We start from the raw sequence: 19,043 nt of genomic DNA, 5'->3' as shown, positions 1-19,043 counted from the left end.
GTCACGACTTTACGGCTCCGGAGAGCAGATCCAGGCTCCAGAACCGCTGGACGACCAGGAAGAGCGCCACGAGCGGGATCACCGCGAGGAACGCGCCGGTGATCACCAGCGTGTACAGCGCCGGGGTGTTGGCGCCCTGTTCGAGGAGGGTGAACAGGCCGAGGGTGATCGGGAACTTCTCGTCGTCGCTCAGCATGATGTACGGCAGCAGGAAGTTGTTCCACACGGCCACGAACTGGAACAGGAACACCGTGACCAGCCCCGGGACCATCATCGGCAGGGCGATCCGGGTGAAGATCCGCCACTCGCTCGCCCCGTCCATCCGCCCGGCCTCCACCACGTCGTCCGGGACGGCCGCCGCGGCGTAGATGCGCGCGAGGTAGACCCCGTAGGGGGAGAGGACCTGCGGCAGCAGCACGGCCCAGTACGAGTCGGTGAGGCCCGCCTTCGCCATCAGCAGGTACTGCGGAACGGCGAGGATGATCGGCGGCATCAGCACGCCCGCCAGCAGGATGTTGAACATCGTCTCGCGGCCTCGGAAGCGGTACGTCGCCAGCGCGTATCCGCTGAACGCCGACACGCACGTCGACAGCAGCGCGCCCAGACCGGCGTAGAGGGCGGAGTTGCCCATCCACTGCCAGTAGACGCCGTCGCGGTAGGCGTCGAGGTCCCTGAGGTTGTCGGCGAAGCCCGTGCCCGGCAGGAACGTGAACGTGGTGAACAGTTCGCGCCCGGACTTGGTGGACGCGATCACCACCCAGGCCACCGGGAGCAGGCAGTAGAGCGCCCCCAGCAGCAGGGTGAGGGTGGGGACCAGCGCGATCCGGCGGCGCAGCGGCGGACGGCCGCGGGCCGCGCCCGTGGCGCCGGCCGCCGACGGGACCTGGTGGACGGCAAGAGAACTCATCGCGCTGCCTCCTGCTTGTTGCGACGGTTCGCGCCCCGCAGGAAGCCGAAGGACAGCACCAGCGTGGCGAGGGCGATGATCACGGCCTCGGCGGCCGCCTGGTGGACGTCCCCGGTGCCGAACGCGTCCCGGTACACCTTCATCAGCGGACTCCAGGTCGTGGACACGGAGTTGGTGAGGGGCTTGAGGGTGGTCGGTTCACTGAACACCTGGAGCGTGGCGATGATCGAGAAGAAGAAGGTCAGCACCAGCGAGGGCGCCACCATCGGGATCTTGATCCTCAGCGCGATCTGCAGCGGGGTGGCGCCGTCCAGCTTCGCCGCCTCGTACACCTCGGCCGGGACGGCCTGCAGCGCGGTGTAGATGACGATCATGTTGAAGCCGGTGCCGCCCCAGATCGCGATGTTCGACAGGGCGAGGTACAGCGGGCCGCCGTCCAGCAGGTCGGGCTGCGGCATGCCCAGCTTCTGGAGGACGTAGTAGAAGGGGCTGACGTCCGGCAGGTAGAGGAAGCCCCACAGCAGCGCGGCCACGACGCCCGGGATGGCGTACGGCAGGAAGATCGCGAGCCGGGTGAACGGGGCGAGCCGCACCCGGTCGGAGTCGAGCATCAGCGCGAACAGCAGTGCCAGGCCGAGCATCACCGGGACGACGATGCAGCCGTAGCCGAGGACGCGCAGCGCGCCGTCGAGCAGCTCGCTGTCGGTGAAGGCGTCGGTGTAGTTCTCGACGCCGGCCCAGACCTCGCTGCGGGCGCCCGAGCCCAGGCCGAGCCCGACGACGCGCACCTTGTGGAGGCTGAGCCAGACCGCGTACCCGATGGGCAGCGCGAAGAACAGGGCGAAGAGGATCGTCGCCGGGAGGAGGAAGCCGTACGGGGCTCCCTTGACCCCGTACGACTTCCGGCGGTGTGCGGTGGTCACTCGGAGACCTCGAAGCCCTGCTTCTTCATGTCGGCGACGGTGGCCGACTGCATCTTCGCCAGGGCGGCGGAGAAGTCCGACCTGTCCTTGGCGGCGGCGCCGAAGGCGTCGTTGAAGGTCGTGTAGGCCACGTTCACGTTCGGGCCCCAGGCCGAGGGCGCCGTCGTCCTGGCGATCTTGGCGGCCAGGGCGTAGAAGTCCGCCTGGTTCGAGAAAAAGTCCGGCGGGGTGGTGAAGGCGCCGCTGAGCTGGGCGGAGGTGGAGGCGGGGTAGATGCCGCCCTCCTTGGCCAGCGCGTTCAGGGCGTCGCCGTCGGTGTTCAGCCAGGCGGCGAACTTCGCGGCGGCCTCCTTGTGCTTCGAGTCCGTCGTCACCGCGGTGGAGGAGCCGCCCCAGCTGCCGGTGACGTTCTCGCCGTCGGACCACTGGGGGAGCGGGGCCATGGCCCACTTGCCCTTGGTGTCGGGCGCGGCGGTGGTCAGGGTGCCGGGGGCCCACACGGCGGAGACCCAGGCGATCTGCTTGCCGGTGTCGAGCGCCTTGTTCCAGGCCGGGGTGTACATGGGCTGGTTGTCGACGGCGCCCTCCTTGACGAGGCCGCCCCAGAAGTCGGCGACCTTCTTGGTGGCCGCGTCGTCGATGGCGACCTTCCACTTGTCCCCGGAGGTGGTCCACCACTTGGCGCCGGCCTGCTGGGCGAGGCCCGCGAAGAGGCCCGAGTCGCTGGCGGAGAACGTGGTCAGGTCCGTGCCGGGGGACTTCTTCTTCAGTGCGCGCGCGGTCTCGGCGAACTGCTCCCAGGTGGCGGGGACCGTCAGGCCGTACTTCTTGAAGAGGTCCGCGCGGTAGTAGAACATCATCGGGCCGATGTCCTGCGGCACGGCGTAGACGGCGTCCGTGCCGAGCGTCGTCTGCTGCCAGACGCCGTCGGCGAACTTGGCTCTCGCGTCCCCGACGTTCTTCGCTATGTCCGCCAGCGCGTCATTGCTGACCAGCGTCGGCAGCGCCTGGTACTCGGCCTGCACCAGGTCCGGGGCCTTGCCGGCCTTGTGCGCGGTGAGGATCTTGGTGATCAGGGTGTCGCCGGACGCCTGCTTCTTCACCGTGACGGTGATCCGGTCCTTCTTGCCCTGGCCCTTGTTCCACAGGTCCACGACCTTGTCCATGCCGGGCGTCCACGTCCAGTAGGTGAGCGAGACAGGGCCGGACGCGGTGCCGCCGTCGTCGTCGGACGAGCCGCAGGCGGCGAGTGCGGTGGCGCCGAGGGTGATGGCGAGGGCGGACGCCGCGCCTCGGACAAGGAGCCGCCGACGCTTCGTGTTGGGCATGGATCTCTCCCCTGACCTGGGTCTCCGCCCGATGCGGAAACCTGCCATGCGAATGGCACGACCGGGGCCCCGACCGTCGCGCGGGGCCCCGTCATGCTGTCTGTGAGCGTTCACAGTAGAGAAACATCCCGGACACTTGTCAATGGTTGTTGCTGTGCGGTTATGTTGGGCATCGAACGCCGCTGCTGTGTGTGCACGTTCCCAAATGATCGAAATAATCAGGAGACATCCATGCCGGAGACCAGCCCCAGGGGCCTCGCCAGGCTCGCCTTCGGGGGGGACTACAACCCCGAGCAGTGGCCGGAAACCGTCTGGCAGGACGACGTCCGGCTGATGCGGGAGGCAGGCGTCACCATGGTCAGCGTCGGGATCTTCTCCTGGGCGCTGCTGGAGCCCGCGCCGGGCGAGTACGACTTCGGCTGGCTCGACCGTGTCCTCGGCCTGCTGCACGAGAACGGCATCCGCGTCGACCTGGGCACGCCCACCGTCGTCCCGCCCGTGTGGTTCTACCGCGACCATCCCGAGGCCCTGCCCGTCACCGCCGAGGGCGTACGCCACGAGTTCGGTTCCCGCGGCGCGATCTGCCACAGCAACGCGGACTACCGCGCCGCCGCGGCGAACATCACCACGCGCCTCGCCGAGCGGTACGCGGACCACCCGGCGCTGGCGATGTGGCACGTGCACAACGAGTACGGCGTCCCTGTCTCCGCCTGCTACTGCGACTCCTGCGCCGCCCACTTCCGCCGCTGGCTGGCGACGACGTACGGCACGGTCGACGTGGTCAACGCGGCCTGGGGAACCGCCTTCTGGGGCCAGCGCTACGCGAGCTTCGAGGACGTCAACCCGCCGCGCGCCACCCCGACCGTCGGCAACCCGGGCCAGGCCCTGGACTACAAACGGTTCGCCGACGCCACCATGCGCGAGAACTTCTGCGCGGAGCGGGACATCCTGCACCGCCTCGCCCCCGGCGTCCCGGTGACGACCAACTTCATGACCGCCCTCAGCCAGTGCGACTCCGTCGACTACTGGGCCTGGGGCCGTGAGGTCGACATCGTCACCAACGACCACTACCTGATCACCGACGGCCGCCGTACCCACGTCAACCTCGCGATGGCCGCCGACCTCACCCGCTCCGTCGGCGCCGGAGCGCCCTGGATCCTGCTGGAGCACTCCACCTCGGGGATCAACTGGCAGCCGCGCAACCCCGCCAAGGCCCCCGGCCAGATGGCCCGCAACTCACTGGCGCACGTGGCCCGCGGCTCCGAGGGCGCCATGTTCTTCCAGTGGCGGCAGTCCCGGCGCGGCGCCGAGAAGTTCCACTCGGCGATGGTCCCGCACGGTGGCACCGACACGCGTGTGTGGCGCGAGGTCGTCGAGCTCGGCGCCTCGCTCGACTCCCTCGCCGCCCTGCGCGGCACCCGCACCGAGGCCGACGTGGCGGTCCTGTGGGACTGGCACTCCTGGTGGGCGCAGAACCTCGCCTGGCGCCCCAGCGAGGACGCCGACGCGCGCGAGCGCGCCGACGCCTTCTACGAGGCCCTCTACGACCGCCACCTCACCGTGGACTTCGCCCACCCCGAGACCGATCTGTCGGCGTACCCGCTGGTCGTCGCGCCCGCCCTCTACCTGATGACCGAGGCGGCCGCGGACAACCTCCGGGCGTACGTGGAGAACGGCGGCACCCTGGTGGTGTCGTACTTCTCGGGCATCGTCGACGAGCACGACGCCGTCCACGAAGGGGCCTGTCCGGGGGCGCTGCGGGACGTCCTCGGCCTGACCGTCGAGGAGTTCTCCCCGCTGCTCCAGGGCGAGAGCGTGCGGCTCACGGGCCCCGACGGATGCGGGCTCGGCGGCGACGTCTGGACGGAGTTCGTGGTGCCGCGCGGCGCCGAGACCGTCTGGACGTACGTGGACGGACTCGCCGCCGGCCACCCCGCCGTCACCCGGCACCGTCTCGGCGAGGGCGCGGCCTGGTACGTCTCCACACGCCTCGGCCAGGAGGGCCTGGACGCGCTGCTCGCCCGGGCCGCGCAGGACGCGGGGATCGCACCGCGCGCCGATCTGCCGCGCGACGTCGAGGTCGTGCGCCGCTCCGGCGGGACGGGCAGCTACCTCTTCGCGATCAACCACACCGCCGTCGACGCCAAGGTGCCGCTGGAGACGTCCGGCACCGAGCTGCTGACGGGCGAACGCGCCGCGGGCCGCCTGGCGGTCCCGGCCGGAGCCGTCCGGGTCGTGAGACTCGACGGCTGAGCCGACTCCCTCTTCGCCCGTGGAGCCGCGAGCCGCGGGCGGAGGGGGCCCTCACCCCCACGAGGGAACCCCAACCCATCACGTCGAAGGGACGACGGACGACGATGTTCCATCCCAGACGCACCCTCAGGGCCCTGCTGCTGCCGCTCGCCGCCGGGCTCGCTCTCACCGCCCTGCCCGCGCAGACCGCGCAGGCGGCCACCACCCTGGCCAACGGCGGCTTCGAGAGCGACGCGACCGGCACCGCGACACCGGCCGGCTGGTCGACGTACTCGGCGGCCGGCCAGAACTCCGCCTCCTTCACCGAGTCCGGCGGCCACGGCGGGAGCTACCGCCTCTCGCACTGGTCGGCCTCCGCCTACAAGGTCGAGACGTACCAGTACCTGTCCGGCCTCCCCAACGGCGCCTACAAGCTCACCGCCTGGGTGCGCTCCGGCGGCGGCCAGAAAGCCGCGTACCTGGCACTGAAGAACTGCGGCAGCGCCGAGCAGCGCACCGACCTGCCGGTGTCGTCCAGCAGTTGGGTACGGATCGTCACGTCGGTCAACGTCACCAACAACCAGTGCACCATCAGCATCAACAGTGACGCGAACGCCGGCAACTGGATCAATGTCGACGACCTGACCTTCGGTTCGGGCTCCACCGGTCTGTCCGTCAAGGGCGCGGACATCTCCTCCCTCGCCAAGAGCGAGGCCAAGGGCGGCGTCTACAGGACCGCCTCCGGTTCCACCGGCGACGCGGTCGCCATCCTGAAGAACGCGGGGATGAACTACGCGCGCCTCAAGGTGTGGGTGAACCCCGCGGACGGCTACAACGACAAGGCGCACGTGCTGGCCATGGCCAAGCGGATCAAGGCCGCCGGCATGAAGCTGCTGGTCGACTTCCACTACTCCGACACCTGGGCCGACCCGGGCAAGCAGACCAAGCCCGCCGCCTGGTCCGGCCACTCCTACAGTCAGCTGAAGACGGACGTCTACCAGCACACCTACGACGTCCTCAACGCCCTCAAGTCCCAGGGCACGACGGCGGACATGGTCCAGGTCGGCAACGAGATCAACGGCGGCATGCTGTGGTCCGAGGGCTCCACGGACAACTGGCCGCAGCTCGCCGGGCTCGTCAACTCCGGCTACAGCGCCGTGAAGGCGGTCTCCTCCGGTACCCGGGTCGCGCTGCACCTGGCGAACGCCGGCGACGACGGCGCCGTGCGCTGGTGGTTCGACAACGCCAGGACCTACGGCGTCGACTACGACGTGATCGGCCTGTCGTACTACGGCTACTGGCACGGCTCCGTGGCCGCCGCCCAGGCCACCCTGGACGACGTGGCCTCCCGCTACGCCAAGCCCGTCTTCGTGGCCGAGACGGCCTACCCCTTCCGTCTCGACAGCGACGACTCCCTCGTCAACCAGATCGACACCACGGGTGAGCTGGTCACCGGCTACCCGGCGACCGCCGCCGGTCAGCTCGCCTGGATGAACACCGTCGCCGACATCGTGGAGGCCGTCCCGAACGGCCGCGGCCTCGGCGTCTTCTACTGGGAGGCGACCTGGACCGCCGTCGCCGGCAACGGCTGGGACCCGGCCGACGCCGCCTCCGGCAACGGCTGGGAGAACCAGGCGCTGTTCGGATACGACGACAGGGCCCTTTCCTCCATGGCGTGGTTCAGCCACCGCTGAGACGTCGGCCCGACAGGGCGGGGCCCGTCCGCAGCGCGCGGGCGGGCCCCGGCCCGTCTTTCCCGCCATCCGCCGGCGTTCCGCATCCCGCGTGGTCACCGGCGTCCGCGACACCGGCGGCCGGCTGCTTCCGGGCAGCCTCCCGGAGCGGGGCCGGCGGTCCGCGAGTCCCCTGCGGCCGCGTGGGACGGGGTTACGCTGGTGCCCGGCCGTGATCACTCCGAAGAGGTGCGGTGGCCCCGGACCGGGCGGGAGAGGTACGACATGAAAGCTCCGGAGGCCGGGAGCCTTCGCACCGGCGCCCCGCGCGCGAGCGGCGGGCCCGGGCAGCTCCCCGTGGTCGCCGTCGTGGCCGCCGGAGGCGGCATCGGCGCCGCCGCCCGCTACGCCGCCTCGCTGTGGTGGCCCACGAGGACGGGCGGATTCCCCTGGACCACGCTCTGGGTGAACGTCGTCGGCTGCGCGGTGATCGGCGTGTTCCTGGTGCTGATCACCGAGGCGGTGACCGCCCACCGGCTGGTGCGCCCCTTCCTCGGCACCGGCGTGCTCGGCGGCTTCACGACCTTCTCGACGTACGCCGTCGACATCCGCGGGCTGCTCGGCGAGGGCCGCCCCGGCACGGCCCTGACCTACCTCGCCGCGACCCTGTTCGCGGCCCTCTTCGCGGTGTGGCTCGCTGCCATGGCGACCCGCCGCGTTCTCCTGTGGAGGCAGCGATGACCAGGCTGACCGGCAGCGCCCTGCGGCTGACCGTCCTCATCGGCGAGAACGACACCTGGCACCGCAAACCCCTGTACACGGAGATCGTGCACCGCGCCCACGCGGCCGGTCTCGCCGGCGCCAGCGTCTTCCGCGGCATCGAGGGCTTCGGCGCGTCCTCGCGCATCCACACCTCCCGGCTGCTCTCGCTCAGCGAGGACCTGCCGGTGGCGGTGGTCGTCGTGGACACCGAGGACCGGGTGCGGGCCTTCCTGCCCCAGCTCGACGAACTGGTCACGGAAGGGATGGTCACCCTCGATCCCTGCGAGGTGATCAGGTACGTGGGCCGCGACGAGAACCAGGGCGATTCGGGCACGAAGGGTAAGAACTGGTTGTGAACTGGCTGGTGGTCGTCGTGGGCGGGATGATCGGCGCCCCGCTGCGGTATCTGACCGACCGCACGGTGCAGTCCCGGCACGACTCGGTGTTCCCCTGGGGCACCTTCGTCGTCAACGTCGTCGGATGCCTGGTGCTCGGCACGCTGACCGGCGCGGCCGGCGTTGCCCCCGACCTGCGGTTGTTCCTGGGGACGGGCCTGTGCGGGGCGCTGACGACGTACTCCACGTTCTCCTACGAGACACTGCGGCTGACCGAGACCGGCGCGGGCCTCTACGCCGCCGTCAACGTCGTCGCGAGCGTGGCGGCGGGTCTGGGGGCGGCGTCCGCGGGGGTGGCGCTGGGCCAGTGGGTGTGGCCGTAAGAGAATCGGGGCTGCCTCCGGCCTGCTGCGGGCCTGGTAGGACTGTGTACGACACCGGACCGTCTACAACGCTGTCGACCGATTCCTCTCCTCAGAACTGGATTCCATGAGCGCCATCTCCGTCGGCCAAGCCGTCGTCCTCGGAGCCGTCGAGGGAGTGACCGAGTTCCTCCCCGTCTCCTCGACCGGACATCTGAAGATCACCGAAGGCCTGATGAACATCCCGGTCGACGACGACGCCGTCGTCGGCTTCTCCGCAGTCATCCAGGTCGGGGCGATCGCCGCGGTGCTCGTGTACTTCCGCAAGGACATCGTGCGGATCGTGTCGGCCTGGTTCAGGGGACTGCGCGACCGCGAGGAGCGCCACCAGCACGACTACAAGTTCGCCTGGTGGGTGATCTACGCGACCATCCCGATCGTCGTCGTGGGCCTCGCTGCCAAGCCGCTGATCGAAGGGCCGCTGGCCTCGCTGTGGGTGGTCGCGGGCTCGCTGATCGTCGGCAGTGCGGTGATGTGGGCGGCCGACCAGATGGGCCGGCACAAGCGCGGCGAGGACGACACCTCGTTCAAGGACGCGATGCTGGTCGGCAGCTCCCAGATCCTCGCCCTGCTCTTCCCCGGCTTCTCCCGCTCCGGCGCCACGATGTCCACCGCGCTCATCCTCGACCTGGACCGGGTCGCCGCCACCCGGCTGTCGTTCTTCCTCGGCATCCCCGCCCTGACCGGCGCCGGGATCTACGAGCTGAAGGACGCCCTGGGCACCGGCGCGGGGGCCGCGCCCCTGGCCGTCGGCACCGTCGTGTCCTTCGTCGTCGCCTACGCCTCCATCGCCTGGCTGCTGAAGTTCGTCGCCAAGCACTCCTTCAACGCGTTCGTCATCTACCGCGTCGTGGTCGGTCTCGCGCTGTTCGGTCTGCTCGCCACCGGGGTCCTCGACAGCTGACCGGTGGAGCCCCCAGGGGGCGGAAGTCGCCATTCAGGCGCTCCGCCCCCTGAATTTTTGTTTTCGACCGTCTTGACAGGGGCCTCCGGCCACCCGGAGTATCACTCCCGTGAACCTGTCAGACAGCCAGACAGGTGGTCGGACCCCGCGGCGCGTCAGCGCCATGGAAGCGGTCCTCACCCACCTCCGCGGCGCCATCGAGCGCGGCGAGTACCCCATCGGCGACAAGCTCCCCTCCGAAGCGGAGCTCTGCCGCACCCTCGAGGTGTCCCGGCCCGTCCTGCGGGAGGCCCTGCGAGCGCTGCAGACCATGGGGCTGACCGTCGCCAAGACGGGCAAGGGCACCTTCGTCGTCGCCAACACCGTCGAGGACCCCACCTTCGGCGACTACGCGGCCAGCGACCTGCTCGAAGTGCGCCGCCACGTCGAGATCCCGGTCGCCGGGTACGCGGCCCTGCGCCGCACCCCGGAGAACCTGGACCACCTCGCCCACCTGCTGGACCGGATGGAGCGGGAGACCGACACCACCGCATGGGTGGCGATGGACACCCTGTTCCACCTGGCTGTCGCAGAAGCCGCCCAGAACCCGGTCTTCCGCCGGGTCATCGAGGAGATCCGGGACGCACTGGCGCGTCAGTCGGCCTTCCTCAACGAGCTGGGCGGCCGGCGCGAGCAGTCGAACCGCGAGCACCGGGCGATCGTCGAGGCCCTGATCGACGGTTCCGAGCCCGACGCGGTGGAGGCGATGAGCCACCACCTCGACCGCGTCGAGACCACCCTCACCGACATCGTGCGCGCACCGCGCGCCGACTCTCCCCTGGAAGGCGGACCCGAGGCGTGAGCGAACAGCACCTCAAAGACGAGACGCGCACCTCGACCCGTCACGTCGACGCCGGAGACGCGGGCTACAGCAAGTCGCTGAAGTCCCGGCACGTCAACATGATCGCCATCGGCGGCGCCATCGGCACCGGCCTCTTCCTCGGCGCGGGCGGCCGGCTCGCCGACGCCGGCCCCTCCCTCTTCATCGCCTACGCGGTCTGCGGAATATTCGCCTTCCTCGTGGTGCGCGCCCTCGGCGAACTCGTCCTGTACCGCCCGTCCTCCGGCGCCTTCGTGTCCTACGCCCGCGAGTTCATGGGCGAGAAGGGCGCGTACACGGCCGGCTGGATGTACTTCCTGAACTGGGCCACCACCGGCATCGCCGACATCACGGCGGTCGCCACCTACACCCACTACTGGGGCATGTTCTCCGACATCCCGCAGTGGGTGATCGCCCTGATCGCCCTGGCCGTGGTCCTCACCGTGAACCTCATCTCGGTGAAGATCTTCGGGGAGCTGGAGTTCTGGTTCGCCATCGTCAAGGTCAGCGCGCTGGTGATCTTCATGTGTATCGGGATCTTCCTGCTGGTCACCCAGCACCCGGTGGACGGCGGCACGCCCGGCCCGTCGCTGATCACCGACAACGGCGGCATCTTCCCCAACGGCCTGCTGCCGATGCTGCTGATCATCCAGGGCGTCGTCTTCGCGTACGCCTCCGTCGAACTGGTCGGCGTCGCCGCGGGCGAGACCGAGAACCCCGAGAAGATCATGCCGAAGGCGATCAACTCGATCATGTGGCGCGTGGGCCTGTTCTACGTCGGCTCGGTGGTCCTGCTGTCGATGCTGCTGCCGTGGAACAAGTACACCTCCGGCGAGAGCCCCTTCGTGACGGTCCTGTCCAACGTCGGCATCCCGGCGGCGGGCGGGGTCATGAACCTCGTCGTCCTCACCGCGGCGATGTCCTCGCTCAACTCCGGCCTGTACTCGACCGGCCGCATCCTGCGCTCCATGGCGATGTCCGGCTCCGCCCCGAAGTTCACCGCGGTGATGAGCCGCAGCCAGGTCCCGTACGGCGGCATCCTGCTGACCAGCGGTATCTGTGTCCTTGGCGTCGGCCTCAACTTCGTCGTCCCGGCGGACGCCTTCGAGATCGTCCTGAACTTCGCGGCGATCGGCATCCTCTCCACCTGGGGCATGATCATGATCTGTCACCTTCTCTTCTGGCAGAAGACCCAGAAGGGCGAGCTGACCCGCCCGTCGTACCGCCTCCCGGGCTCCCCGTGGACCGAACTCGTGACGCTGTTCTTCCTCGCCTCGGTCCTGGTCCTCATGTACGCCGACGGCGGCGCCGGACGCACCACCGTGCTGTGCCTGCCGCTGATCGTCGCCGCGCTCGTGGCGGGCTGGTACGCCATCCGCCGCAACATGGCGCGCACCTCGTCCAAGGCCGACGCGTGACCCCGGCGCCGGCCCACGCCAACCCACAAGCGATCAGGCAGTGATGTACAGCAGTTCCCTCGCCGAGGCCCCAACGATCCGCGAACCCCTCCACGCACCCGTCGCCCACCTCGTCCGCGGCGGGGTGACCGAGGGCATCCACTACGGCTCCGTCGTCGTCCTCGGCGCGGACGGTGAGGTCGAGCTCCAGCTCGGCGACATCGAGGCCGCCATGTATCCGCGCTCGGCGCTCAAGCCCGTCCAGGCCGTCGCGATGCTCCGGGCCGGACTGCCGCTGGAAGGTGAACTGCTCGCGCTCGCCGCAGCCAGCCACTCCGGCGAGGAACGCCACCTCGCCGGGGTCCGGCGGATCCTCGAGCTGGGCGGCGTGGGCGAGGACGATCTGCGCAACGTCGAGGACATGCCCTACGACCCGGCGGTCCGCGACGCGTGGACACGCGAGGGCCGCGCGCCCTCCCGGCCGGCCCAGAACTGCTCCGGCAAGCACGCGGCCATGCTGTACACCTGCGCGCTCAACGGCTGGTCCCTCGAGGGCTATCTCGACCCGGCGCATCCGCTGCAGCAGGCGATCGCCGAGATCGTCGAGGACCTCACCGGGCAGCGGATCGCCCGGGTCACCGTCGACGGGTGCGGCGCACCGCTGTTCTCCGTCTCCCTGCACGGCCTCGCCCGGGCCGCCGCCCGCATCACCGCTGCGGCGCCCGGAACCCCGGAGGCACGGGTGGCCGACGCCATGCGCGACCACGCCGAGATGGCCTCGGGCTCCGGCCGGGACGTGGCCGCCCTGATGCGCGCCGTGCCGGGCCTGCTGACCAAGGACGGCTTCGAGGGCGTGCAGGTCGCGGCCCTCCCGGACGGCCGGTCCGTCGCCGTCAAGATCTCCGACGGCGCGAACCGGGCCCGGGTGCCGGTCACCGCCGCGGCCCTGGCCCGGGCCGGCGTCGACCCCGCACTGCTCACCGCTTTCGCGGGCGAGCCGCTGCTCGGCGGCGGCGTCCCGGTCGGCTGTGTCCGCCCCGTGCGCGCGCTGGACCCGGTCACCGTGCGGGCCTGCGCCTGACGCGCCCGGCCGCCGCCGACGTCGTGACGCCCGTGCGGTCGTCCCGCCGCACGGCCCGTGCGGCACCGGCGCGCCGCTCGCACAGGCTGGAGCGAGCCGGTTCACCGGCCTCGTCCGGACCGGGCGGGGCGCCGGTCCGCCCGGCCGCGGTGTGCCGCCCGCCCCGGCGCCGTGCCGGGCCGCTCCACCCGGCCGTGCTCCCGCGGCCGGGCCCATGAACCGCCGTCCCGGTCACCACCGGGCCGGTGCCCGGCCGGCTCGGGCGGACGCCATCCCGTACCGCCCGAGCCGGTCGCTCCTCCACCACCGCCGTCACCCCGCCCCTCAGAAAGAGGCAGCACCCTCATGACCGCCGCCGTCACCCGCAGCGAACACGACCTGCTCGGAGACCGGGACGTCCCCGCCGACGCGTACTGGGGCGTCCACACCCTGCGCGCCACGGAGAACTTCCCCATCACCGGGACGCCGATCTCCGCCTACCCGCATCTCATCGACGCGCTCGCCGCCGTCAAGGAGGCCGCCGCCCTCGCCAACGAGGAGCTCGGCCTGCTGGCCCCCGAGAAGGCCGCCGCCATCGTCGCCGCCTGCCGGGAGATCCGCTCCGGGAAGCTGCACGACCAGTTCGTCGTCGACGTCGTGCAGGGGGGCGCCGGCACCTCGACCAACATGAACGCCAACGAGGTCGTCGCCAACCGGGCGCTGGAGCTGCTCGGACACAGCAAGGGGCAGTACGGCCACCTGCATCCCAACGAGGACGTCAACCTCGGACAGTCCACCAATGACGTCTACCCGACCGCCGTCAAGATAGCGACGGTCTTCGCGGTGCGTGGTCTGCTCAAGGCCATGGCCGTCCTGCAGGACTCCTTCGCCCGCAAGGCCGTCGAGTTCCGCAGTGTGCTCAAGATGGGCCGTACACAGTTGCAGGACGCGGTTCCCATGACGCTCGGTCAAGAGTTCTCGGCCTATGCCGTCATGATTGACGAGGACCGCAACCGTCTTGACGAAGCCGTCCAGTTGATCCATGAGATCAACTTGGGCGCCACGGCGATCGGCACCGGCCTCAACGCGCCCGCCGGCTACGCCGAGGCGGCCCGCCGCCACCTCGCCGCCATCACCGGCCTGCCCCTCGTCACCGCGGCCAACCTGGTCGAGGCCACCCAGGACTGCGGCGCGTTCGTCCAGATGTCCGGCGTGCTGAAGCGGGTCGCCGTCAAGCTCTCCAAGAGCTGCAACGACCTGAGGCTGCTGTCCTCGGGGCCGCGCGCCGGCCTCGGCGAGATCAACCTGCCGCCGGTCCAGGCCGGTTCGTCCATCATGCCCGGCAAGGTCAACCCGGTGATCCCGGAGGTCGTCAACCAGGTCGCCTTCGAGGTGATCGGCAACGACGTCACCATCACCATGGCCGCCGAGGCCGGACAGCTCCAGCTCAACGCCTTCGAGCCGATCATCCTGCACTCCCTGTCGGAGTCGATCACCCATCTGCGCGCCGCCTGCCTCACCCTCGCCGAACGCTGTGTGGACGGCATCACCGCCAACACCGCGGCGCTGCGCGCGAGCGTCGAGAACTCCATCGGCCTGGTCACGGCCCTCAACCCGCACATCGGGTACACGGCGGCCACCGACATCGCCAAGGAAGCCCTCGTCACCGGTCGGGGCGTCGCCGAACTCGTACTGGAGAAAGGCCTCTTGCCGGCCGAGCGGCTGGCCGACCTGCTGCGCCCCGAGGTCCTCGCCGGCAGTGGCGCGCCTCTGGCGTGGAACCCTGCCTGAACATCGCTGACCAGCGACGAACGCGTCAGGACCGGCACGGAGGCACAATGGTGATCATGACAACGACGTCGTCCGCCGACTTCCAGCCGGTCCTGGAACGCATCGCCGAGGAGATGGAGCGCACCCCCGGCCGCGGCCGGCCCGCCGACTACATCCCGGCGCTCGCGGCCCGCGACCCGCGGAGTTTCGGCATGGCCGTCGCGGAGCCCGACGGCACGGTGTACGGCGTGGGGGAGTGGCGGGAGCCGTTCTCCACGCAGTCGATCACCAAGGTCTTCACCCTCGCACTCGACCTGGCCCGCGAGGGCGACGAGCTCTGGGAGCACGTGGGCCGCGAACCCTCGGGCAACCCCTTCAACTCCCTGGTGCAGCTGGAGTACGAGCAGGGCATCCCGCGCAACCCCTTCATCAACGCGGGCGCGCTGGTGGTCACCGACCGGCTCCACACCCGCACCGGGGACGCGGCCGGCGAACTCCTCGCCTTCCTGCGCGCCGAGAGCGGCAACCCCGGCTTGGACTTCGACGAGGACGTCGCCGCCTCCGAGTCCGCGCACGGCGACCGCAATGCCGCCCTCGCCCATTTCATGGCGTCCTACGGCAACGTCGACAACGACGTGCCGGTCCTGCTCGACCAGTACTTCCGCCAGTGCTCCCTGACCGCCTCCTGCGCCGACCTCGCCCTGGCGACCGGTTTCCTCGCCCGGCACGGCGTCCGCGCCGACGGCGGCCGGCTGCTCACCCGCAGCCAGGCCAAGCAGGTCAACGCGGTCATGCTGACCTGCGGCACCTATGACGCGGCCGGTGAGTTCGCCTACCGCGTCGGCCTGCCCGGCAAGAGCGGCGTCGGCGGCGGCATCATCGCCGTCGTCCCCGGCCGCTGCACCCTGTGCGTGTGGAGCCCGGGCCTGGACGAACGCGGCAACTCGGTGGCCGGAGTGGCCGCCCTGGACCGGTTCACCACCCTCACGGGGCTGTCGGTGTTCTGAGCCGGTCCCGGCCCGGCCCCTCCGGTCCCGCAGGGAACTCGGTCAGCGGCGGGAGCGGCAGCGTCCGCGCCGCGTCAGCGCCCTGTGCGTGGTGGCCGGCAGAGGGCCGGCTCCGCACGGGGGACGAGCCGCCGCATCTCGGCCGCGTGCTCGATCCGCACGGAGTCGGCGTCGCCGATCACCGGCACCGTGGGCGCCTCCCACTCCAGGCCGTCGACCTCGGCGTGCGCGCAGCCGTCCGGCACGTCCGTCACATCCCTTCGGCAGGCGTCGTCGCAGGAGAGACCGCCGGGGCCGGGAGAACTCGGCGCCGGGGCCCGAGCGCACGAGCCGGTCACGCGCAGGCCGCCGCCCCGAGGTCGGAAGGTCGCTCCGCGGCCATCCGGCGTCGCCACCATGACGGGGTGTCGGCCAAGGCTCTCCCCTTCGATCTCCGTCGCTGTCAGGTGCTGGGCCTGGCCGGCACGGCGAGTCTCGCGCTCGGCGGCGAGAGCGCCGGCGCCCTGCCCGCCCGGGAGGTCCTCGCCCCCTCCTCGGCGCACGCCGTCCTCGGACTGGTCGGCGTCTACTTCGGGCTGGTGCTGCTGACCGCGGCCTGGCTCCTGCTGGGCAGGCTGGTGCGCGGCGCACAGCCGCCGACGCCGCGTGCGCTCGTGCTCGTCCTCGCCGTGTGGGCCGCGCCGCTGCTGATCGCGCCGCCGCTGTTCAGCAGGGACGTGTACAGCTACCTGGCCCAGGGCGCCATGGTCGACGCGCATCTCGACGTGTACACGCACGGCCCGGCCCGGCTCGGCGGGCCGCTCGCCGAGGAGGTCGCCCCGCTGTGGCGGCACACCGCGGCCCCCTACGGGCCGGTCTTCCTCGCCCTGGCCGCCGCCCTGTCCGCCCTGACCCGCGGCGCGCTCTCTGCGGGGCTGCTCGGCATGCGGTGCGTGGCGCTGTCCGGGGTGGCGCTGATGACGGCCGCCCTGCCCCGGCTCGCCCGGCACAGCGGCGCAGACCCCTCCGCCGCGCTCTGGCTCGGCGTCCTCAACCCGCTGGTGCTGCTGCACCTGGTGGGCGGCGCCCACAACGACGCGATCATGCTGGGACTGCTCGGCGTCGGCCTGGTCGCCGCACTCGGCGGCCGCCCGGCGCTCGGCGCCGTCCTGGTCACCCTCGCCGCCCTGGTCAAGGCGCCGGCCGCGCTGGGCCTGGTCGCGATCGTGGTCCTGCAACTGCACGCGGGCCGCCGTCCGGTCCGGGCCCTGCTGGCGACCGGGGGCGCGTCGGCGGTCACCACGGTCGTGGCGACCGCCGTCGCGGGCACCGGATACGGCTGGACGACGGCCCTCGACACTCCGGTCTCCGCACACAACTGGGCGCTCACCAGCCTGCTCGGCCGTGCCACCCGCGCCCTCCTGGAGGACCTCGGCAGCGACCTGGCGCCCCTCGCCGTCCCCGTCTGGCACGGTCTCGGGCTCGCGATCACCGCCGTCGCCCTCGTCGCCATCTGGTGGCGACTGCGCCCGCGTCCGGTGTACGCGCTCGGACTGAGCCTCGCCACGGTGGCCGCGTTCGGTCCGGCGATCCGTCCCTGGTACGCGCTGTGGGGCCTCTTCCTCATCGCCGCCGCGGCCCCCGACACCCTGACACGCCATCGGACGGCGGCCGTGGCCGGCGCCCTCGCGCCGGCCGTGTTCCCCGACGGCGGCCCGGCCGACGCGGACCGCCTGCTGCTCGCCCTCTCCGGCGGCGCGCTCGCCGCGGCCGTCCTGTGGCAGGCCCGTCTCGCGGCACAGGCGCCGACCGCCCTGGGGCGGCCGGCATGAGCCCGAGACACGTCCCCGCCGCGTGGGCGCCCCGCACCGACCGCGGCCGTCTGCTGCTGGTGCTCGCCCTGGCACTCACCGTCACGGTCTTCACCGCGACGGTGCCGCTGCTGCGCGACTGGTTCGACCTGCGCGTCTACTACGGCACCGTCAACAGCTGGATCCACGACGGCGGCCGGGTCTACGACTACCGTGTGCCGGGCACGCCGTACGGTTTCACCTACCCTCCGTTCGCGGCCGTCGTGATGTCGCCCATGGCCCTGGTCGGCCTGCGCACCGCGATCGTGACCGCCCTGCTGCTCAACCTGGCGGCGCTGGCTTTCGTCGTGCGGGTGCTGTCCGGGCCCGCTCGGCGGCGGTACGGCTGGTACGGCGCCGGCCTCGCGGCCTGCGCGCTGGCCCTCTTCGAACCGCTGCGCGACACCATCAGCTTCGGTCAGGTCAACCTCCTGCTGCTGGCCCTCGTCCTGGCCGACGCCCGGCCGCCGACGCCCGTGGGCCCGTCCCCGTCGTCCGCCTCGTCCCACCCGTCTCGCCCCCTCCACCGGCACACCGCGCCGCATCGGCACAGCCCGACGCATCGGCACGTTCCGGCTCGTCGGCGCAGCCCGGCTCATCGATTCGAACGGCTCCGGCAGTTGCGGTGGTCGTGCCGGTCCGGCTGGTCGAGGTGGGCCGGAGTCGGCATCGGGCTGGCGGCGGCGGTCAAGCTCACGCCCGCGCTCTTCATCGGCCTGCTGCTCATCTCCCGCCGACGACGGGCGGCCGCCGTGGCCATCGCCGTGGCGGCCGGTGCGACGGCGTTCGCCGCTCTGGTCGCTCCGGACGCCTCACGTTTCTACTGGACACGGGCCGTGTGGGACACGACCCGTGTGGGCCGGCTCGACTACGTCTCCAACCAGTCCCTTCAGGGCGTGCTGGCCCGGCTGGGGGTGGAGAGCCGGGCCGTCTGGGCGGTGCTGGTCGTGCTGGTGCTGTGCGGGTGGGCGTGGCGGGCACGCCGGGCGGCGGCCTCGGGCGACCGGCTCGGCGCCGTCGCCCTCACCGGTCTGGCCGCCTGCCTGGTCAGTCCCGTCACCTGGGTCCACCACCTGGTCTGGCTGCTGCCGTCCTTCGCCGTCCTGATCCGCACGGGGCGCCTGCGTGTCGCCGGCGCCCTGTACGCGGTGCTGTGCACCAGCGTGGTGTGGCTGTGGTTCGACGACGCGTCAGGCGTCGGCGGATTCCTCGGCGCCAACGCCTACACGTGGGTCACGCTGGGCCTGCTGGTGCGGCTGCCCGTCGGTCACCTGCCCCCGAACCCGCGGCCCGCGAGCCGTAGCGCCAGGGTCACGGCGGCCCCGGCCAGCGCGGCGGCGCCCACGATGAACGCCGTCTCGGACCAGCCGCCGTCGACGTCGTCGTCGCCTCGGGTCCGGACCGCGGCCGCGGTCGCCACGGCGGAGGTCGGCGCAGACCGGGTCGACGGTCCGGGGGACGCCGCGGACGGCCCGGGCGCGGATGCGGAGGGCGTGGACGGCGCTGTCCCCGGTCCGTGCTGAAGGTGGGGGCGCGGGCGCACTCGCAGCGCGTCCAGCGAGCCCACCGGATCGACCCGCCCGGCGGCGGCGAAGCCCCAGTCCAGCAGCTCCCGCGCCTCCTCGTAGACGGCGA

17 protein-coding genes are annotated in these 19,043 nt (G+C 71.5%); 13 read left to right on the top strand and 4 right to left on the bottom strand.

Annotated elements, in window-relative coordinates:
* Window position 1 precedes the first annotated feature (1 nt).
* Genes IE239_RS18895 through IE239_RS18885 form a run of 3 tightly spaced genes read right to left on the bottom strand, consistent with a single transcriptional unit; the run spans window position 2 to window position 3,158 of the window.
* The gene (locus tag IE239_RS18895) at window positions 2-907 is read right to left on the bottom strand and encodes a carbohydrate ABC transporter permease (RefSeq protein WP_190150533.1); all 906 of its coding nucleotides are present in this window, start codon (window positions 905-907) and stop codon (window positions 2-4) included.
* Complete coding sequence (locus tag IE239_RS18890; protein ID WP_190150532.1) at window positions 904-1,830, bottom strand: carbohydrate ABC transporter permease; 927 nt, start codon at window positions 1,828-1,830, stop codon at window positions 904-906. The genes IE239_RS18895 and IE239_RS18890 overlap by 4 nt, the downstream gene beginning before the upstream one ends.
* Window positions 1,827-3,158, bottom strand: a complete 1,332-nt coding sequence (locus tag IE239_RS18885) for an ABC transporter substrate-binding protein (protein WP_190150531.1) — start codon at window positions 3,156-3,158, stop codon at window positions 1,827-1,829. Before IE239_RS18885 ends, IE239_RS18890 begins: the two co-directional genes overlap by 4 nt.
* A gap of 231 nt (window positions 3,159-3,389) precedes the next feature.
* Between IE239_RS18885 and IE239_RS18880 the strand changes: the two genes are divergently transcribed.
* The 11 genes from IE239_RS18880 to IE239_RS18830 all read left to right on the top strand — a co-directional run bounded on the left by IE239_RS18880 (window position 3,390) and on the right by IE239_RS18830 (window position 15,579).
* The gene (locus IE239_RS18880; protein WP_190150530.1) at window positions 3,390-5,411 is read left to right on the top strand and encodes a beta-galactosidase; all 2,022 of its coding nucleotides are present in this window, start codon (window positions 3,390-3,392) and stop codon (window positions 5,409-5,411) included.
* A gap of 104 nt (window positions 5,412-5,515) precedes the next feature.
* A complete protein-coding gene (locus tag IE239_RS18875) occupies window positions 5,516-7,084 on the top strand; it encodes a glycoside hydrolase family 53 protein (RefSeq protein ID WP_190150529.1) in 1,569 nt (522 codons plus the stop codon).
* Between the two features lie 264 nt (window positions 7,085-7,348).
* Window positions 7,349-7,804, top strand: coding sequence for a fluoride efflux transporter CrcB (crcB, locus tag IE239_RS18870; protein WP_190150528.1), 456 nt, complete (start codon window positions 7,349-7,351; stop codon window positions 7,802-7,804).
* A complete protein-coding gene (locus IE239_RS18865) occupies window positions 7,801-8,181 on the top strand; it encodes a DUF190 domain-containing protein (RefSeq protein ID WP_190150527.1) in 381 nt (126 codons plus the stop codon). The genes crcB (IE239_RS18870) and IE239_RS18865 overlap by 4 nt, the downstream gene beginning before the upstream one ends.
* Window positions 8,178-8,543, top strand: a complete 366-nt coding sequence (crcB, locus tag IE239_RS18860) for a fluoride efflux transporter CrcB (protein ID WP_190150526.1) — start codon at window positions 8,178-8,180, stop codon at window positions 8,541-8,543. The genes IE239_RS18865 and crcB (IE239_RS18860) overlap by 4 nt, the downstream gene beginning before the upstream one ends.
* A gap of 106 nt (window positions 8,544-8,649) precedes the next feature.
* Window positions 8,650-9,486, top strand: coding sequence for an undecaprenyl-diphosphate phosphatase (locus IE239_RS18855; RefSeq protein ID WP_190150525.1), 837 nt, complete (start codon window positions 8,650-8,652; stop codon window positions 9,484-9,486).
* Window positions 9,487-9,649: 163 nt separating this feature from the next.
* Complete coding sequence (locus IE239_RS18850; protein ID WP_190150624.1) at window positions 9,650-10,327, top strand: FadR/GntR family transcriptional regulator; 678 nt, start codon at window positions 9,650-9,652, stop codon at window positions 10,325-10,327.
* Window positions 10,324-11,763: an amino acid permease gene (locus IE239_RS18845; RefSeq protein WP_190150524.1), complete on the top strand. Its 1,440-nt coding sequence runs from the start codon at window positions 10,324-10,326 to the stop codon at window positions 11,761-11,763. The genes IE239_RS18850 and IE239_RS18845 overlap by 4 nt, the downstream gene beginning before the upstream one ends.
* Before the next feature lie 43 nt (window positions 11,764-11,806).
* Window positions 11,807-12,823 carry an asparaginase gene (locus IE239_RS18840; protein ID WP_190150523.1) on the top strand — a complete coding sequence of 339 codons (1,017 nt, stop codon included), beginning with the start codon at window positions 11,807-11,809 and terminating at the stop codon, window positions 12,821-12,823.
* 345 nt (window positions 12,824-13,168) lie between these two features.
* Entirely contained in the window at window positions 13,169-14,593 is a 1,425-nt protein-coding gene (aspA, locus tag IE239_RS18835; protein WP_190150522.1) for an aspartate ammonia-lyase, read from the top strand.
* 47 nt (window positions 14,594-14,640) lie between these two features.
* Window positions 14,641-15,579 (top strand): glutaminase, encoded by a 939-nt coding sequence (locus IE239_RS18830; RefSeq protein WP_190150521.1) that lies wholly within the window; start codon window positions 14,641-14,643, stop codon window positions 15,577-15,579.
* Between the two features lie 74 nt (window positions 15,580-15,653).
* Here the strand turns inward: IE239_RS18830 and IE239_RS18825 are convergent, their stop codons facing one another.
* Window positions 15,654-15,833 carry a hypothetical protein gene (locus IE239_RS18825; protein ID WP_190150635.1) on the bottom strand — a complete coding sequence of 60 codons (180 nt, stop codon included), beginning with the start codon at window positions 15,831-15,833 and terminating at the stop codon, window positions 15,654-15,656.
* Between the two features lie 150 nt (window positions 15,834-15,983).
* Between IE239_RS18825 and mptB the strand changes: the two genes are divergently transcribed.
* Together mptB and IE239_RS18815 are read left to right on the top strand one after the other, a co-directional pair.
* Window positions 15,984-17,390, top strand: a complete 1,407-nt coding sequence (gene mptB, locus IE239_RS18820) for a polyprenol phosphomannose-dependent alpha 1,6 mannosyltransferase MptB (RefSeq protein WP_229878181.1) — start codon at window positions 15,984-15,986, stop codon at window positions 17,388-17,390.
* On the top strand, window positions 17,387-18,931 hold the full coding sequence (locus IE239_RS18815) for a glycosyltransferase 87 family protein (protein WP_229878180.1): 1,545 nt from the start codon (window positions 17,387-17,389) through the stop codon (window positions 18,929-18,931). The genes mptB and IE239_RS18815 overlap by 4 nt, the downstream gene beginning before the upstream one ends.
* Window positions 18,932-19,043 lie beyond the last annotated feature (112 nt).

Origin of the sequence: Streptomyces humidus, assembly GCF_014649655.1 — a bacterium.
GTDB classification, from domain to species: domain Bacteria; phylum Actinomycetota; class Actinomycetes; order Streptomycetales; family Streptomycetaceae; genus Streptomyces; species Streptomyces humidus.
This window is presented reverse-complemented; position numbering and strand designations above follow the sequence as displayed.

What these genes read in the sequence shown, in the direction of transcription:
- IE239_RS18895 (WP_190150533.1), bottom strand. Translation starts at nt 907, where the DNA reads ATGAGTTCTCTTGCCGTCCACCAGGTCCCGTCGGCGGCCGGCGCCACG.
- IE239_RS18885 (WP_190150531.1), bottom strand. Translation starts at nt 3,158, where the DNA reads ATGCCCAACACGAAGCGTCGGCGGCTCCTTGTCCGAGGCGCGGCGTCC.
- IE239_RS18880 (WP_190150530.1), top strand. Translation starts at nt 3,390, where the DNA reads ATGCCGGAGACCAGCCCCAGGGGCCTCGCCAGGCTCGCCTTCGGGGGG.
- IE239_RS18875 (WP_190150529.1), top strand. Translation starts at nt 5,516, where the DNA reads ATGTTCCATCCCAGACGCACCCTCAGGGCCCTGCTGCTGCCGCTCGCC.
- crcB (WP_190150528.1), top strand. Translation starts at nt 7,349, where the DNA reads ATGAAAGCTCCGGAGGCCGGGAGCCTTCGCACCGGCGCCCCGCGCGCG.
- IE239_RS18865 (WP_190150527.1), top strand. Translation starts at nt 7,801, where the DNA reads ATGACCAGGCTGACCGGCAGCGCCCTGCGGCTGACCGTCCTCATCGGC.
- IE239_RS18855 (WP_190150525.1), top strand. Translation starts at nt 8,650, where the DNA reads ATGAGCGCCATCTCCGTCGGCCAAGCCGTCGTCCTCGGAGCCGTCGAG.
- IE239_RS18850 (WP_190150624.1), top strand. Translation starts at nt 9,650, where the DNA reads ATGGAAGCGGTCCTCACCCACCTCCGCGGCGCCATCGAGCGCGGCGAG.
- IE239_RS18840 (WP_190150523.1), top strand. Translation starts at nt 11,807, where the DNA reads ATGTACAGCAGTTCCCTCGCCGAGGCCCCAACGATCCGCGAACCCCTC.
- aspA (WP_190150522.1), top strand. Translation starts at nt 13,169, where the DNA reads ATGACCGCCGCCGTCACCCGCAGCGAACACGACCTGCTCGGAGACCGG.
- IE239_RS18830 (WP_190150521.1), top strand. Translation starts at nt 14,641, where the DNA reads ATGGTGATCATGACAACGACGTCGTCCGCCGACTTCCAGCCGGTCCTG.
- IE239_RS18815 (WP_229878180.1), top strand. Translation starts at nt 17,387, where the DNA reads ATGAGCCCGAGACACGTCCCCGCCGCGTGGGCGCCCCGCACCGACCGC.